14 protein-coding genes and 1 riboswitch are annotated in these 15,458 nt (G+C 70.3%); of the genes, 11 read left to right on the plus strand and 3 right to left on the minus strand.

The genetic code is table 11. From position 1 onward, the window contains the following. Window positions 1-399, minus strand: a 399-nt coding sequence (locus tag ABZT17_RS08745) for a hypothetical protein (protein WP_356345503.1), incomplete at its 3' end; no start/stop codon positions are given. A 145-nt stretch (window positions 400-544) separates the two neighbouring features. Between ABZT17_RS08745 and ABZT17_RS08750 the strand changes: the two genes are divergently transcribed. From ABZT17_RS08750 to ABZT17_RS08780, 7 genes are all read left to right on the plus strand, one after another. Beyond that, on the plus strand, window positions 545-1,165 hold the full coding sequence (locus ABZT17_RS08750) for a heme-copper oxidase subunit III (protein WP_356345505.1): 621 nt from the start codon (window positions 545-547) through the stop codon (window positions 1,163-1,165). A gap of 80 nt (window positions 1,166-1,245) precedes the next feature. Further along, the gene (locus tag ABZT17_RS08755) at window positions 1,246-2,055 is read left to right on the plus strand and encodes a c-type cytochrome (protein WP_356345508.1); all 810 of its coding nucleotides are present in this window, start codon (window positions 1,246-1,248) and stop codon (window positions 2,053-2,055) included. Next, window positions 2,052-3,107, plus strand: coding sequence for a Rieske 2Fe-2S domain-containing protein (locus ABZT17_RS08760; RefSeq protein ID WP_356345511.1), 1,056 nt, complete (start codon window positions 2,052-2,054; stop codon window positions 3,105-3,107). The genes ABZT17_RS08755 and ABZT17_RS08760 overlap by 4 nt, the downstream gene beginning before the upstream one ends. Further along, window positions 3,104-4,738: a cytochrome bc complex cytochrome b subunit gene (locus ABZT17_RS08765; protein WP_356345514.1), complete on the plus strand. Its 1,635-nt coding sequence runs from the start codon at window positions 3,104-3,106 to the stop codon at window positions 4,736-4,738. The genes ABZT17_RS08760 and ABZT17_RS08765 overlap by 4 nt, the downstream gene beginning before the upstream one ends. A 138-nt stretch (window positions 4,739-4,876) precedes the next feature. Then, window positions 4,877-5,941 (plus strand): anthranilate phosphoribosyltransferase, encoded by a 1,065-nt coding sequence (gene trpD / locus ABZT17_RS08770; protein WP_356345516.1) that lies wholly within the window; start codon window positions 4,877-4,879, stop codon window positions 5,939-5,941. Between the two features lie 74 nt (window positions 5,942-6,015). Next, window positions 6,016-6,132: riboswitch (SAM riboswitch) on the plus strand. 127 nt (window positions 6,133-6,259) lie between these two features. Continuing rightward, entirely contained in the window at window positions 6,260-7,621 is a 1,362-nt protein-coding gene (locus tag ABZT17_RS08775) for an aminotransferase class V-fold PLP-dependent enzyme (RefSeq protein WP_356345518.1), read from the plus strand. A gap of 67 nt (window positions 7,622-7,688) precedes the next feature. Beyond that, complete coding sequence (locus ABZT17_RS08780) at window positions 7,689-9,971, plus strand: serine/threonine-protein kinase (protein ID WP_356345520.1); 2,283 nt, start codon at window positions 7,689-7,691, stop codon at window positions 9,969-9,971. Window positions 9,972-9,978: 7 nt separating this feature from the next. Here ABZT17_RS08780 and ABZT17_RS08785 read toward each other — a convergent pair whose 3' ends face one another. Together ABZT17_RS08785 and ABZT17_RS08790 are read right to left on the minus strand one after the other, a co-directional pair. Continuing rightward, complete coding sequence (locus tag ABZT17_RS08785) at window positions 9,979-10,260, minus strand: Lrp/AsnC ligand binding domain-containing protein (RefSeq protein WP_020137395.1); 282 nt, start codon at window positions 10,258-10,260, stop codon at window positions 9,979-9,981. Beyond that, a complete protein-coding gene (locus tag ABZT17_RS08790; protein WP_356345523.1) occupies window positions 10,257-10,991 on the minus strand; it encodes a rhomboid family intramembrane serine protease in 735 nt (244 codons plus the stop codon). Before ABZT17_RS08790 ends, ABZT17_RS08785 begins: the two co-directional genes overlap by 4 nt. A 156-nt stretch (window positions 10,992-11,147) precedes the next feature. On the opposite strand from ABZT17_RS08790, the gene ABZT17_RS08795 reads away from it, so the two are divergent. The 4 genes from ABZT17_RS08795 (at window position 11,148) to ABZT17_RS08810 (ending at window position 15,434) form a co-directional block, all read left to right on the plus strand. Beyond that, window positions 11,148-11,387 carry a hypothetical protein gene (locus ABZT17_RS08795; protein WP_356345526.1) on the plus strand — a complete coding sequence of 80 codons (240 nt, stop codon included), beginning with the start codon at window positions 11,148-11,150 and terminating at the stop codon, window positions 11,385-11,387. 36 nt (window positions 11,388-11,423) lie between these two features. Continuing rightward, window positions 11,424-12,767, plus strand: coding sequence for an NYN domain-containing protein (locus ABZT17_RS08800; RefSeq protein ID WP_356345529.1), 1,344 nt, complete (start codon window positions 11,424-11,426; stop codon window positions 12,765-12,767). Between the two features lie 210 nt (window positions 12,768-12,977). After that, complete coding sequence (locus ABZT17_RS08805; RefSeq protein ID WP_356345532.1) at window positions 12,978-14,012, plus strand: NlpC/P60 family protein; 1,035 nt, start codon at window positions 12,978-12,980, stop codon at window positions 14,010-14,012. Between the two features lie 414 nt (window positions 14,013-14,426). Beyond that, entirely contained in the window at window positions 14,427-15,434 is a 1,008-nt protein-coding gene (locus tag ABZT17_RS08810; protein WP_356345534.1) for an NlpC/P60 family protein, read from the plus strand. The last annotated feature ends 24 nt before the right edge of the window (window positions 15,435-15,458 follow it).

Consider the following 15,458-nt stretch of genomic DNA (forward strand, 5'->3'; position numbering starts at 1 on the left):
GCTCTGCTGGAGGCTCTTCTTGCGCAGCAGGGAGGCCAGTGCCGAGGCGAACTCCACCGGGTCCACCGGGTGCGTCACCGCCGCGTCCGCACGGCTCCAGGTCGCCAGCCACGCGTCCTGGGGCCGCCCGATCAGCAGCAGCACCGGCGGGCAGTTGAAGACCTCGTCCTTGATCTGGCGGCAGACCCCCATGCCGCCCATCGGCACGGCCTCGCCGTCCAGGACGCAGACATCGATGCCGCCCTTGTCCAGCTCCGTCAGGACGGCGGCGGGTGTCGCGCACTCCACGAACTCCACCACCGGCGTGTCCGGGGCGGGCCTGCGCCCGGTGGCCAGCCGAACCTGCTCGCGAGTGTTGGAGTCGTCGCTGTAGACCAGCACCGTGGCGGTCGGCTGCATTGTTCCTCCGAGACGTCAGCGTCGTACGGAAAGGCTTGTTGCGCCGGATGTTACTCCGTTCAACACCACGTCAACACCGGTATGGACGGGAGCAACACTCCGAACGGCACCCCCCGGAGTGAGGGCGGGATAAGCGACCGACATAATGTCGGTCGTGGCGACAGCAACGACAGTAGAAACCGGGCACGCGCACCCGTCGGTCAACCGGCCGAACCTCACCAGCGTCGGAACCATCATCTGGCTGAGTTCCGAGCTGATGTTCTTCGCGGCCCTCTTCGCGATGTACTTCACCCTGCGATCGGTGACCGGTCCGGATCACTGGAAGGAGATGGCGAGCCATCTCAACCTTCCGTTCTCCGCGACCAACACCACGATCCTGGTGCTCTCCTCCCTCACCTGCCAGCTCGGCGTGTTCGCCGCCGAGCGCGGGGACGTGAAGAAGCTCCGGGGCTGGTTCATCGTCACGTTCGTGATGGGTGCGATCTTCATCGGCGGTCAGATCTACGAGTACACGGAGCTGGTGAAGAAGGACGGGCTGTCCCTGTCCTCCGACCCGTACGGCTCGGTGTTCTACCTGACCACCGGGTTCCACGGCATGCACGTGACGGGCGGCCTCATCGCCTTCCTGTTCGTCCTCGGCCGCACCTACGCGGCGAAGAGGTTCACCCACGAACAGGCGACCGCGGCCATCGTCGTGTCCTACTACTGGCACTTCGTCGACGTCGTGTGGATCGGCCTCTTCGCCACGATCTACCTGATCAAGTAGCCGGGCCTGGTCCCGCGTGCGCCCTCGGGGCGCACAACCCACAAGCATCGACGCAGAAGATCCTGACACCGGGGTAATCCGTGAAAAAGCTCTCCGCACGACGACGCCATCCGCTGGCGGCGGTCGTCGTCCTACTCCTCGCGCTGGCGGCCACCGGGGGGCTGTACACCGCGTTCGCGCCCGCGAGCAAGGCGCAGGCCGATGACACCGCCCAGTCTCTCGCCATCACCGAGGGCAAGAAGCTCTACTCCGTGGGCTGCGCCAGCTGCCACGGAACCGGCGGTCAGGGCACCACCGACGGTCCGAGCCTCGTCGGCGTGGGCGCCGCGGCCGTCGACTTCCAGGTCGGCACCGGCCGTATGCCGGCCCAGCAGCCGGGTGCGCAGATCCCGCGCAAGAAGGTCATCTACTCGCAGGCCGAGATCGACCAGCTCGCCGCGTACATCTCCTCTCTGGGTGCCGGCCCGTCCGTCCCGACGAAGGCGCAGTACGGCCCCGACGGTGCCGACATCGCCAAGGGCGGCGAGCTGTTCCGCACCAACTGCGCGCAGTGCCACAATTTCACCGGCAAGGGTGGCGCGCTGACGCACGGCAAGTTCGCGCCGAGCCTCGAGGGCGTCGACCCCAAGCACATCTACGAGGCCATGCAGACCGGCCCGCAGAACATGCCGTCGTTCCCCGACACCACGCTGTCGGAGCAGAACAAGAAGGACATCATCGCGTACCTGAACGCGGTCAACGGTGACGACACCGAGAGCCCCGGCGGCCTTGAGCTGGGCGGACTCGGCCCGGTCTCCGAGGGCCTGTTCGCCTGGATCTTCGGACTCGGCGCGCTGATCGCGGTCGCCGTCTGGGTCGCCGCTCGGACCGCAAAGGCCAAGAAGTCATGAGTAGCCAAGACATTCCAGAAGAGAACCTGCCCGCAGAGCAGGACGCGCACGGCGCGGTCGGCGTCGCGGACGAGAAGAACCCGTTCGCCGACCCTGGACTGCCGCCGCACGAGCACCGGGTGCAGGACATCGACGAGCGGGCCGCCCGGCGGTCCGAGCGCACGGTGGCCATGCTGTTCACGGTGTCGATGCTGGCCACGGTCGGCTTCATCGCCTCCTACGTGGGGATCCCGCACGACAAGGCGATCTTCGTCTTCCCGATCGGGCACATCAACGCGCTGAACTTCGCGCTCGGCCTGACCCTGGGTCTCGCCCTGTTCGCGATCGGCGCGGGCGCGGTCCACTGGGCCCGCACCCTGATGTCCGACGTGGAGATCGCCGACGAGCGTCACCCGATCGAGGCGTCGCCCGAGGTCAAGGCCAAGGTCATGGCCGACTTCAAGCAGGGCGCCAAGGAGTCCGCGCTCGGCCGCCGCAAGCTGATCCGCAACACGATGTTCGGCGCGCTGGCCCTGTTCCCGCTCTCCGGCGTCATGCTGCTGCGCGACCTCGGCCCGCTGCCGGGGACCAAGCTCCGCCACACGCTGTGGTCCAAGGGCAAGCTGCTCGTCAACATGAACACGAACCTGCCGCTGCGTCCCTCGGACGTCGCGGTCGGCTCGCTCACCTTCGCCAAGCCCGAGGGCCTGGAGGAGCACGACGAGAACTTCCAGACCGAGATCGCCAAGGCGGCCCTGATGATCGTCCGGCTGCAGCCGGACAACATCAAGGACAAGCGCGAGCTCGAGTGGTCGCATGAGGGCATCGTCGCGTTCTCCAAGATCTGCACCCACGTCGGTTGCCCGATCTCGCTGTACGAGCAGCAGACGCACCACGTGCTGTGCCCCTGCCACCAGTCCACCTTCGACCTCTCCGACGGTGCCCGAGTGATCTTCGGCCCCGCCGGTCACGCTCTGCCGCAGCTGCGGATCAGCGTGAACGACGAGGGCTACCTCGAGGCGCTCGGCGACTTCGAAGAGCCCGTCGGTCCTGCATTCTGGGAGCGCGGATGAGTACCAACACCGAAACCGAGGCACGGCGCGGCAAAGCGCCGGCCGGCGAGCGCGTCGCCGACTGGGCCGACGGCCGGCTGGGGATCTACGGCCTGGCCAAGTCCAACATGCGCAAGATCTTCCCCGACCACTGGTCGTTCATGTTGGGCGAGGTCTGCCTCTACAGCTTCATCATCATCATCCTCACGGGTGTGTATCTGACGTTGTTCTTCCACCCGTCGATGAACGAGGTGGTGTACCACGGCAGCTACATCCCGCTGCAGGGCCAGATGATGTCCGAGGCGTTCAACTCGACCCTGCACATCTCCTTCGACGTGCGCGGTGGTCTGCTGATCCGGCAGATCCACCACTGGGCCGCGCTGATCTTCCTGGCGGGCATGTTCGTGCACATGATGCGCGTGTTCTTCACGGGCGCGTTCCGCAAGCCGCGTGAGGTCAACTGGATCTTCGGCTTCCTGCTGTTCGTCCTGGGCATGTTCACCGGCTTCACCGGTTACTCGCTCCCGGACGACCTGCTCTCCGGCACCGGTGTCCGTTTCATGGAGGGCGCGATCCTGTCCGTGCCGGTGGTCGGCACGTACCTGTCGTTCTTCCTCTTCGGCGGCGAGTTCCCGGGCGGCGACTTCGTGGCCCGCTTCTACTCGGTCCACATCCTGCTGCTGCCGGGCATCATGCTCGGCCTGCTGGTCGGCCACCTGATCCTGGTCTTCTACCACAAGCACACGCAGTTCGCCGGCCCCGGAAAGACGAACAACAACGTCGTCGGCATGCCCCTGCTGCCCGTGTACATGGCGAAGGCGGGCGGCTTCTTCTTCCTGGTCTTCGGCGTCATCGCGGCCATCGCGGCGATCGCCTCGATCAACCCGATCTGGGCCATGGGCCCGTACCGACCGGACATGGTGTCCACCGGCGCCCAGCCCGACTGGTACATGGGCTTCTCCGAGGGCCTGATCCGTGTCATGCCGGGCTGGGAGATCAACCTCTGGGGTCACACGCTCGTCCTGGGCGTGTTCATCCCGCTGATGATCTTCCCGCTGGTCCTGGTCGCGATCGCGGTCTACCCGTTCATCGAGTCCTGGGTCACCGGCGACAGGCGGGAGCACCACATCCTGGACCGCCCGCGCAACGCCCCGACGCGTACCGCGTTCGGTGCCGCGTGGATCTCCTGGTACTTCGTGCTCCTGGTCGGTGGCGGCAACGACATCTGGGCCACGCACTTCCACCTGTCGATCAACGCGATCACCTGGTTCGTCCGGGTCGCCTTCTTCGTCGTGCCGGTGCTGGTGTTCGTCGCCACCAAGCGGATCTGCCTCGGTCTGCAGCGCCGCGACAAGGACAAGGTGCTGCACGGCCGTGAGTCGGGCATCATCAAGCGCCTGCCGCACGGTGAGTTCATCGAGGTCCACGAGCCGCTCAGCCAGGAGGCCCTGCACACCCTCACGGCGCACGAGCAGTACAAGCCGGCCGAGATCGGCCCGACGGTCGACGAGAACGGCGTCGAGCGCAAGGTCAAGGGCTCCGAGAAGCTGCGCGCCAAGCTCAGCGAGGCGTACTACGGCGAGGAGTCCCAGATTCCGAAGCCGACCGTCGAGGAGTACAAGGAGATCACGAGCGGCCACGGCCACCACTGATCGCTGCGCTCGCCACAGCGCACCACAAGGGCCCCGTCCGGTGTTCGGACGGGGCCCTTGCCCGTGCCCTGAGCTGGATAGGGTGGGGACGCGCACACGGGATGCGCATTCTCTTCTACGACACCCAGGAGCGGCCGTATGAGCGCTGTGACCCCCGCTGGAGGCGACACCGCGGCGGCCCGTTCCTGGCCCGGGCTGCTGAACGGCCTGCTCGACGGCCGTGACCTCAGTGCCGACGACACGGCCTGGGCGATGGACCTGATCATGCGCGGCGAGGCGACCGACGCGCAGATCGCCGGCTTCGCGGTGGCCCTCAGGGCCAAGGGCGAGACGGTCGAGGAGATCACCGGTCTGGTCCGGACGATGTACGAGCACGCCAATGTGATCGAGGTGCCCGGCCGGACCGTCGACATCGTCGGCACGGGCGGTGACGGCGCCAAGACCGTCAACATCTCCACGATGTCGTCGATCGTCATCGCCGGCACCGGCGCGAAGGTCGTCAAGCACGGCAACCGGGCCGCGTCCTCCGCCTCCGGCGCCTCGGACGTGCTGGAGAAGCTCGGGGTCAATCTGAACCTCACGCCCCAGCGGGTCGCGGAGGTCGCCGAGGAAGCCGGCATCACCTTCTGCTTCGCCATCAAGTTCCATCCGGCGCTGCGTCATGTGGCCGCCGCCCGCGGCCAGTTGGGCATCCGCACCACCTTCAACGCGCTCGGCCCGCTCACCAACCCCGCCAGGGTGAAGGCGCAGGCGGTGGGCGTCGCCGATCCACGCCTGGCACCGCTCATCGCCGGTGTCCTGGCCGAGCGCGGCAACTCCTCCCTCGTCTTCCGCGGCGACGACGGCTTCGACGAGCTGACGACCACCGCCACGTCCCGGGTGTGGATCGTCCGCGACGGCAAGGTCACCGAGGAGTCCTTCGACCCGCGGGACGTCGGCATCGAGCTGGTGCCGGTGGAGGCGCTGCGGGGCGCCGACCCCTCGTACAACGCGGAGGTCGCGCTGCGTCTGCTGGACGGCGAGAGGGGCCCGGTCCGTGACGCCGTACTCCTGAACTCGGCGGCGGCTCTCGTGGCCCTCGACCCGGGGACCGGGACGCTGGCCGAGCAGCTCGGGGCCGGTATGGCGAAGGCGGCCGAGTCGATCGACTCCGGGGCGGCCAAGCGGGCGCTGGAGCGCTGGGTGGCGGCCAGCAACAAGTAGCCGTCGGTGGCCGCGGTCCCGTAATCCGGACACGAGTTGCGGGACCGCGATCACTTCACGTACGTTCCTTGTCAGGTCATGAGTGACAGTCATGAGGCCCCGGCCGACTGTCCGGCAACCCTCCGTCCGTGGCGGGGTGCCCCGGGTGAAGACCAGGCCGTAGGCAGCGAGGTCTACGGCAAGCGCGGGCCCCTCTCGAAACCAGGGGTCCTGGTCGTTCGAGGGAGTCTTCCGTGAGCAAGCGAATGCGATAGGGCCGCCGAGCCCCGCCTCTGCGTACCCCTTCTCACCCTCTTTCTTGCCGTACGGGAGTTCCCCATGTCTGTCTCCACCGCTGCCTCCACCCGCACCATTTGTTCCCCGCTGCCCGTTCTGGGCCGGGATGTCACCGTCCCGCTCGTCACGGGCGGCGAAGTCACCTACGCGGCCCTCGACTACGCGGCCAGCGCCCCCGCCCTGCAGCGCGTCTGGGACGACGTGGCCGCGTACGCCCCGTACTACGGCAGCGTCCACCGCGGCGCCGGCTACCTCTCCCAGCTCTCCACCGACCTGTTCGAGAACGCCCGCAGGACGGTCACCGAGTTCCTCGACTGCCGCCCCGACGACCAGCTGGTCTTCACCCGGTCGACCACCGACTCGCTGAACCTCCTCGCCGCCGCGCTCCCGGCCGGCTGCCAGGTCTTCGTCTTCGAGACCGAGCACCACGCCTCCCTGCTGCCCTGGAAGGACGCCCGGGTCACCTACCTCGACGCCCCGCGCACCCCGGAGCAGGCCGTCGAGACCCTGGAGCAGGCACTCGCCGCCCGTGACCCGCACGGCCCCGCCCTGGTCTGTGTCACCGGCGCCTCCAACGTCACCGGCGAGCTGTGGCCGGTGCGCGAGCTGGCCGCCGCCGCCCACGCGCACGGCGCCCGGATCGTCCTGGACGCCGCCCAGCTGGCCCCGCACCACCCCGTCTCCGTCCGTGACCTGGACGTCGACTGGGTCGCCTTCTCCGGCCACAAGCTGTACGCGCCCTTCGGCTCCGGTGTCCTGGCCGGCCGCGCCGACTGGCTGCGCGCGGCCGACCCCTACCTCGCGGGCGGCGGCGCCAGCCGCAAGGTCACCCGGCGCGAGGACGGGGGAGTGGACGTGGAGTGGCACGAGAGCGCGGCCCGCCACGAGGCCGGCTCCCCGAACGTCATCGGTGCCTACTCCATCGCCTCGGCCTGCAAGGCCCTCACCGAGGCCGGCTTCGACACGCTCGTCGCCCGCGAGCGGCATCTGATCCAGAAGGTGCGGGCGGGCCTGGCCGAGGTCCCGGAGGTGCGCGTCCTGTCCCTCTTCGGCGACGACGCCCCGCGCGTCGGTGTGATCTCCTTCGTCGTCGAGGGCTGGAACAGCTCGCACTTCGCCGCCGCCCTCTCCGCCGAGTACGGCATCGGCGTCCGCGACGGCCTCTTCTGCGCCCACCCGCTGGTCAGGACCCTGCTGGGCTCCGACCCGCAGACCCAGGGCGAGTGCGGTGCCCCCGAGGCGGCGCCCGGCGAGAAGTCCCTCAACGCCATCCGCGTGAGCTTCGGCGCCGGCACCCCCGACGAGCACGTGGAGCGGTTCGTGAACGCCGTCAAGGAGCTGGTGGCGGATGGCGCGAAGTGGCGCTACCGGACCGAGGACGGCCGCTGCGTCCCGGCGGTCTGACCCGCCGTACGTCTTCTGACGTATACGCTCCCCCTCGGCAGCCGGACGCTTGACAGGGGGAGCACGGGTGGAGGCGCTGCGCGCGAGGGATCCGCGGCGGATCGGACCGTACGAGGTACTGGGCAGACTCGGTGCGGGCGGCATGGGCGAGGTGTACCTCGCCGAGGCGCGGGGAGGTCCCCGGCTGGCCGTGAAGGTGGTGCGGGCCGAGCACGCGGAGGACCGCACCTTCCGGGCCAGGTTCCGCCAGGAGGTACGGGCCGCGCAGTCCATCGGCGGGGCGGGCACCTACACCGCCCGGGTCGTCGACGCAGACACCGAGGCCGAACGGCCGTGGATGGCGACGGAGTTCGTCGACGGGCCGAACCTGCGGGACGCCGTCCTCGACCACGGCGCCCTGCCCGAGCGGGCGGTACGGCTGCTCGCCGGCGCCCTCGGCGAGGCACTCGCCGCGATCCACGCCAAGGGGATGATCCACCGGGACCTGAAGCCCTCCAACATCCTGCTGGCACCGGACGGCCCACGGGTCATCGACTTCGGGATCGTACGGGCCCTGGAGGCGACCGCGCTGACCAACACCGGGGCGGTCGTCGGCTCGGTCGGCTATGTCTCGCCCGAGCAGATCCGCAACGGCGCCGAGGTCGGCCCGCCCAGCGACGTCTTCTCCCTCGGCGCGGTGCTCGCCTACGCCGCCGCGGGCCGCGAGCCCTTCGGCGAGGGCCAGGACTCGGTGATCCTGCTCCGCATCCTGACCCGCGACTTCGACCTGTCGGGCGTCCCGGAGAGCGTCCGCGGACTGGCCGAGGCCTGTCTGCGGGAAGACCCCGCCGACCGGCCGACCCCGGCCGGGGTGGCCGAGTCCGCCGGCCACACCGCGGCCGCCCTGCGCGAGAACCTGCTCCCGGGCTGGTACACCACGCCCGCGCCACCCGCGCCGGACCCCGCCGAGGACACCACGGCGACGCCCGCGCCGGGCCCCGCGCCGGCCACCGAGCGCTGGCTCCCGGAGCACCGCTCGACCGAGCGCCACAGCCGGGTCGAATACCCCGCCCCGACGACCGTCACCGACGCGGCGGCTCCCCGCCCCGCGGCGGACGGCCCGGCCCCGATCACCGTGACGGACCTGGCGGACGGCGGCGCCCCGGACGTCGGAACTCCCTCGCGCCGGGGCCTGTTGAGGCTCCTGGTGGGGGGTGCCGTCGTGGGCGCGGGGGTCGGGACCGGGGGGTGGCTGTGGCTGCGGGACCAGAACGGCGGGGCACGGTCGGGGTCGGCCGGTGATCCGCCCGGGACGTCCGTGTCGACGTCCCGCTCGCCCTCCGCGTCACTGCCCGCCGGGGTGAGCTGGACGTATGGCGTGGGCGGGCTCGGTGGGCGCGCGGGCGGGCGGCACGGGGCGTGTGTGGCGCTGTCGCCCGCCGGAGACCTGGTGTACATCGGGGGCGCGGACGGTTCGCTGCACGCCGTGACGCCCGCCGGGAAGAAGCTGTGGTCCGTCGACCTGGGCGGCCCGGTGATGCCGCCGCTGGCCACCGCCGACGGGGCGTACTGCCTGCTGGAGAACGGGGGCGAGGCGGCGTCGAAGCTGTGCGCGGTCGGACCGGACGGAAAGGTCCGCTGGACCAGGAAGATCACCGGATCCGGCGGCAGCCAGTTCCCCGTGGCCGCGGGTGACCTGGTGCTGGTCGCGAGCGGTACGGCGGACGCGGGCGCCGTACGGGCCTACACCGCCGGGGGCGACGTCCGCTGGTCGGCGCAGACGACCTTCGGGCCCACCAGCGAGCCGACGGTGGCGGGCGGTGTGGCGTACGTCGGCACGTTCGGCAACGTCGTCGACGCCCTCGACGTGAAGGACGGTAACCGGCTCTGGTCGGCTCCGGTCGGCGGCGACGCCGGCCGTCCGACCCTGGTCGGCCGCATCCTGCTGGTGGGGGCGAGCGGCGAGATCCCCCTGCACGGCGTCAACCTCAGCGGGACGACCGTCTGGAACGCCGACAACGAGGACGCGGGCGGCCGGCGGTACTTCACCTGTGTCCGCCTCGGTGATCTCGCGGTCACCACCGACCAGGGCCGGCTCGCCGCGATCGACCCCTCGAACGGGAGGACGAGGTGGGCCTTCGACGGCTCACCGGCCGGATCGGACCACAGCGACCCCGCCGTCGCCGGGAACCACGTCTACGTCCGCCTGGGCGGCGCCCTCCACGTGCTGGACCAGACCGGCAAGCAGCGCCACAGGCTCGCCCTGGGCGACCTCGGCTCCGAGGACGGCGTCCACAGCCCCGTGGTCCACGGCGAGCGCGTCTACATGGCGACCGCCGAGGGGATCGCCGCCCTGGACGTGAGCGGCTAGGGCAGCCCTAGCTGTCCAGGCCGATCGCGAACGCTGCCTCCAGGTCGTGCTGGGAGTACGTGCGGAAGGCGACGTGTGTGTCCGTGGCCTCGACGCCCGGGATCTTGCTGATGCTGCCCGGGATGACCTCCGCGAGGTCCTCGTGCTGCTTCACCCGGACCATGGCGATCAGGTCGTAGGTCCCCGTGACGGAGAAGACCTCGCTGACGGACTCCAGCGCGGCGATGCGCTCCGCGATCTCGGGGATCCGGTCCACGCTGGTCTTGATGAGGACGATCGCGGTGATCACGGCTGGTTCTCTCCCTCGGGGGCCGGAGCTGGGGCGGGCCTCACTCTAGTCGTACGGCGGAGACGGGCCCACGCGAAGGCGAAGCCCAGGCCGAAGCCCACCAGGTGGGCCAGATAGGCCACGCCGGGGCCCTGGGGCGCCCGCCCGGCCGCCAGCCACTGCAGGGACGCCCAGAACGGCAGCACCACCCACGCGGGGAACCGCAGCGGGAGGAAGAAGAGGAACGGGAGCAGGCTTGTCACCCTGGCCCCGGGGAAAAGGTAGAGAAAGGCGCCCAGGACCCCGGAGATCGCCCCGGAGGCGCCGACCAGCGACTGCTCGGAGGCGGAGTTGGCGGCCGCGTACCCCAGCAGGGCCAGGTAGCCGCAGCCGACGTAGAAGAGGGTGAACCGGACGCGGCCCATCCGTTCCTCGGTCATCACGCCGAAGACATAGAGGAAGAGCATGTTGCCCAGCAGGTGCACCCAGCTGCCGTGCACGAAGAGGGCCGTGAGGGGGGTCAGTGCGGCACCGGGGGAGCCCTCGAAGAGCTCGGCGGGGACCACGCCCCAGCGGTGGAAGTACGCGCGCTGGGCGGCGAGGAGCGCGTCTTTGGAGCCGTAGGCCGGGTTCAGGCCGGCGGCGGGGCCGACGACGAAGATCAGACAGCACAGGGCGATCAGTGCGTAGGTCACGGGCGCCGAGGGGCGCCGGATCGCGTTGCCGAGGGTCACGCTCCAGTTGCCGATCATGAACACAGAGCATGACGTAACAGGACGCAAGCGAACAGACCGCCTCGCCGCCATGGACGGACGGGCGGCGAGTCACCGCCAGGCCGTAGGGTTACGGCCACACGCTCCAGGGAAGCTGGCGCGTCACGGACACTGGATGGAAAGAGCACAGTCACGATGACGGTTCCCCTGCCGACCGACACGACGCGCTGGCGCTGCACGCTCTGCGGCAACCTCACGCGTTTCGACGTGACGCGCTCCTCGAAGGTCGTCGAGTACGTCCACCTCGACCTGGCCGGAGAGCCGAAGGTGGAGGAGCGCGAGGTGGTCAGTGAGACCATCGAGTCGGTGCGCTGCCGCTGGTGCAACGCGGTCGATCAGGTGGAACTCGTGGACAGGCCGGGCGCCGACTCCTGACAGGGGCGGCCCCGCACAGGTGATGGGGTGTGACGGATGGTGGAGACACAAGGCGGGGGGCCGGGCGACGGCGCCGCCGAGGTCCTCGACCGTCCGCTGCCCGACGGCGTGCGCAGACGGGTCGTGCAGATCGTCTCCGACGGTTTCGGCGGGCTGACCGTCGCCGAACTGCCCGCACAGCTCAGGCAGTACGCCCGCTTCGCCCCCAACCGGCGGGCCAAGTTCGCCGGGAACGCGATGGCTTCGGCGTTGGAGAGCGATCCGCTGTTCCGGCAGCGCATCGGGGAGAAGCTGAGAGAGGCCCAGCCGGAACTCGCCGGCGCCCTCGACTCCGGCTCGCCGCCCCCGGCCGCGGATCCGCTCGACGTGGCGGCCGCGGCCTATGTGCTGCGGCCCACCGGCTGGGTGAAGCTCGTGACCGCGGCCGGCGAGGAGGCCCAGCGGGCCGACGCCGAGCGGGCCGACGAGGAGAGCCGGGCCGAGCTGGAGCGGCTGCGCGAGGAGCTCACCGCCGCCCGGGACCAGACACGCGCCGAGACCGAGCGGCTGCGGCTGGAGCTGGAGTCCGCGAAGAAGGAAGCCGAATCGCTTCACCGCAAGCTGCGCGCGGCCCTCAGTGACGTCAAGCGGGGCGAGGCCGCCCTGCGCAAGATCCAGGGCGAGATCGAGGCCGTGCGTGCCGAGGGGCAGGCGCAGGTGTCCGCCGCGGAGAGCGAGACCCGGCGGCTCAAGGGGCGGCTCGGGGAGGCCGAGGCCGCCCTGGAGGCCACGCGCAAAGCAGCGCGGGAGGGGCGCAGTGTCGAGGACATGCGCGTCCGTCTGCTTCTGGACACCGTTCTTGACGCGGCGCAGGGGCTGAGGCGTGAACTCGCCCTGCCGCCGGTGTCCGTGCGGCCCGCGGAAACCGTGGACGCGGTCGAACCGGGACGAATGACCCCGAAGGACATCGCCGCGCGGGCGCTCTCCGAGCACGACCCCGCCGTCCTCGACCAGCTGCTCGCCCTGCCCCAGGCCCACTTGGTGGTCGACGGCTACAACGTCACCAAGACCGGCTATCCCCAGATGCCCCTGGAGAAGCAGCGCCTGAGGCTCCTCGGCCAGCTCTCGCAGCTCGCCGCGCAGACCGGCGCCGAGGTCACCTGTGTCTTCGACGGGGCCGAGCTGGCCGCGCCGGTGCTGCTGGCGCCGCCGCGGGGCGTGCGGGTGCTGTTCTCCAAACCGGGCGTCACCGCCGACGAGTTGATCCGTCAGCTGGTGCGGGCCGAGCCGCCGGGACGGCCGGTCATCGTCGCCTCGACCGACCGTGAGGTGGCCGACGGGGTGGCCCGGGCGGGCGCCCGCCCGGTCGCGTCTGCCATGCTTCTCAAGCGGCTGTCCTGAAGAGCGAAGTTGCGGGTTGAATGCCCGAATTGCTGGGATCGTCACGCAACGTAGTGTCAATCGCGCATCACTGCATGTGAGTTGTGTGTAAAGAATGCATGGTGTGACGAGATTTTGCTCCTGAGGATTTGAACTGATCACGAGTAGGTCACTAGGGTCTGGGCTCGAACCTCCGAGCGGGTGATCACTCAAAAGAAGGAGTTCACCTCCGTGGCGTCCCACCGTCGACCCAAGCAGCCGAGCCGTACGCGCGTGACCGTGCTGACCACCGCCGCTGCTGCCGCCGTTGCCTTCAGTGCCCAGGCCGCCAACGCGGCGCCGAGCGAGAAGCCCTCCAAGGACGAGGTCAAGGCGAAGGTCGACGCCCTCTACGAGCAGGCCGAGCAGGCCACCGAGAAGCTCGACGGCGCCAAGTCGAAGCAGGAGAAGCTCCAGAAGGAGATCTCCACCATCCAGGACAACGTGGCCCGCGGTCAGCAGGACCTGAACGAGCTGCGTGACTCCATAGGCCTCGCGGCCGCCGCCCAGTACCGCACCGGCAACATCGACTCCTCCGTCCAGCTGTTCCTGTCGTCGAACCCCGACGACTACCTGGACAAGGCGTCCACCATGGACCAGCTCAGCGCCCAGCAGGTCGAGGCGCTGAAGAAGATCCAGGAGAAGCAGCGCGAACTGGCCCAGGAGCGCGCCGAGGCCGCCGACAAGCTCAGCGACCTCTCCGCCACCCGCGCCGAACTCGCCAAGCAGAAGCAGGCCGTCCAGGCCAAGCTCGCCTCCGCGCAGAAGCTGCTCAACTCCCTGACCGCCGCCGAGCGGGCCGCCCTCGCCGCCGCCGACGCCCGCGCCAGCCGCGGTGCCAGTGCGCGCGTGGACCTGGGCGACGTCCCCGCCGCCTCCAGCCGGGCCGCCGCCGCCTTCGCCTGGGCGCAGAACCAGCTCGGCAAGCCGTACAGCTTCGGCGCCTCCGGCCCCAACTCCTTCGACTGCTCCGGCCTCACCTCGAAGGCCTACGCGGCGGCCGGTGTCACCATCCCGCGCACCTCCGAGGCCCAGGCCAACGCCGGCACCCGCATCTACAGCGAGAGCGACCTCAAGGTCGGCGACCTCGTCCTCTTCTACGGCGACCTGCACCACGTCGGCCTCTACGCGGGCAACGGCATGATCCTGCACGCCCCCCGCACCGGCACCGTCGTGCGCTACGAGTCGATCAACAACATGCCGTTCCAGTTCGGCGTGCGGATCTGACCCCGTACCCTCCGCGACGCGCCACCGCACGACGCCCGAACGGGCGAATCACGACAACTCCAGCTGACCCCGCGCCCCGCCGATGACCTGCGTCAGAGGCGGGGCGTCACGTTTCCGCGGCGGTGGAGGTCTTTGGCGGTCGCCCGGTCGTATGGCTAGCATCACCGCGTTCGGTGACCGAGTCGTCGGACCTACCGCCGGACGGGCGGGAAGTCACGCCTGCGGAGGCCGCGTAGGACCAGCCCACACGGGTTGGCGGCGGCCTGTGAAACAGGAACCCGTGGTGGCACCGCCGTGCGGTGCGGACCGGAATCCTCCGTCTTCGGGCGGGGGAGGGCGTCAATGGCTGGCGCGTTTCCCCCTGCGCCCGGGGGAGACCGTCGGCGTCCGACAACGGAAGGGGTGCCGTTTCCTGTGGGGTCTCATCGCCGTCTCGCACCGTCCGGGTTCAACCGGGGCGCCGGCACCGCCCTGGGCGTCCTGTCCGCCGCGGTCGCCGCCCTCGGCGCCGTACCGGCGCACGCCGAGCCGCACACCGACACCAAGGCCGAGGTGGACCGTCTCTACGAGGAGGCCGAGAACGCGACGGAGGCCTACGACAAGGCCGACGAGACCGCCTCCGCCCTGCGCCGCCAGATCGGTGACGCCCAGGACCACATCGCCCGCCAGCAGCAGCGCGTCAACTCCATGCGCAAGTCACTCGGTTCGCTGGCCGGCGCCCAGTACCGCGCGGGCGGTATCGACCCGACCATCGCGCTGCTGTTCTCCGACGACCCCGCCGACTACCTCGACAAGGCCTCCGTCCTGGACCGCATCACCGCCCACCAGGCCGACGAGCTCCACGACCTCCAGTCCGCGATGCGCGAACTCGCCCAGGAGCGCGCGGAGGCCACCGGCAAGCTCACCGAGCTGGAGCGGAGCCGCGAGGCGGTCGAGAGTCACAAGAGGACGGTCGAGAAGAAGCTCGCCAGGGCACGGCAGCTGCTCAACTCCATGCCGTTCGCGGAGCGCGCCGCCTACGACCGTGCCTCCCGCTCCGGCGACCTCCCCGACCTCACCGGCGTCGTCCCGCCCGACGCCCGCGCGGCCGCCGCCATCGCCGCCGCCCGCTCCGCGCTGGGCAAGCCGTACGTGTGGGGCGCCACCGGCCCCTCCGGCTTCGACTGCTCCGGCCTGATGCAGTGGTCGTACGCCCATGCCGGCGTCCATCTCCCGCGCACCTCGCAGGAGCAGCGCTACGCCGGCCACCAGGTCCCGCTCTCCCAGGCCCAGCCCGGCGACCTGGTCGTCTACCGGTCCGACGCCAGCCATGTCGCCATGTACGTGGGCAACGGTCAGGTGATCCACGCGCCCTACCCGGGCGCCCCGGTGCGCTACGACCCGGTCGGCATGATGCCGGTCTCGTCCGTCACCCGCCCCTGACCGGACGGGCATATCGGCCTTACG

The sequence above is a fragment of the Streptomyces sp. NPDC005648 genome, assembly GCF_040605395.1.
Taxonomy (GTDB): domain Bacteria; phylum Actinomycetota; class Actinomycetes; order Streptomycetales; family Streptomycetaceae; genus Streptomyces.

Coding starts and splice junctions, on each gene's coding strand:
- ABZT17_RS08750 (WP_356345505.1), top strand. CDS start 545: ATGTCGGTCGTGGCGACAGCAACGACAGTAGAAACCGGGCACGCGCAC.
- ABZT17_RS08760 (WP_356345511.1), top strand. CDS start 2,052: ATGAGTAGCCAAGACATTCCAGAAGAGAACCTGCCCGCAGAGCAGGAC.
- ABZT17_RS08765 (WP_356345514.1), top strand. CDS start 3,104: ATGAGTACCAACACCGAAACCGAGGCACGGCGCGGCAAAGCGCCGGCC.
- trpD (WP_356345516.1), top strand. CDS start 4,877: ATGAGCGCTGTGACCCCCGCTGGAGGCGACACCGCGGCGGCCCGTTCC.
- ABZT17_RS08775 (WP_356345518.1), top strand. CDS start 6,260: ATGTCTGTCTCCACCGCTGCCTCCACCCGCACCATTTGTTCCCCGCTG.
- ABZT17_RS08790 (WP_356345523.1), bottom strand. CDS start 10,991: ATGATCGGCAACTGGAGCGTGACCCTCGGCAACGCGATCCGGCGCCCC.
- ABZT17_RS08795 (WP_356345526.1), top strand. CDS start 11,148: ATGACGGTTCCCCTGCCGACCGACACGACGCGCTGGCGCTGCACGCTC.
- ABZT17_RS08800 (WP_356345529.1), top strand. CDS start 11,424: ATGGTGGAGACACAAGGCGGGGGGCCGGGCGACGGCGCCGCCGAGGTC.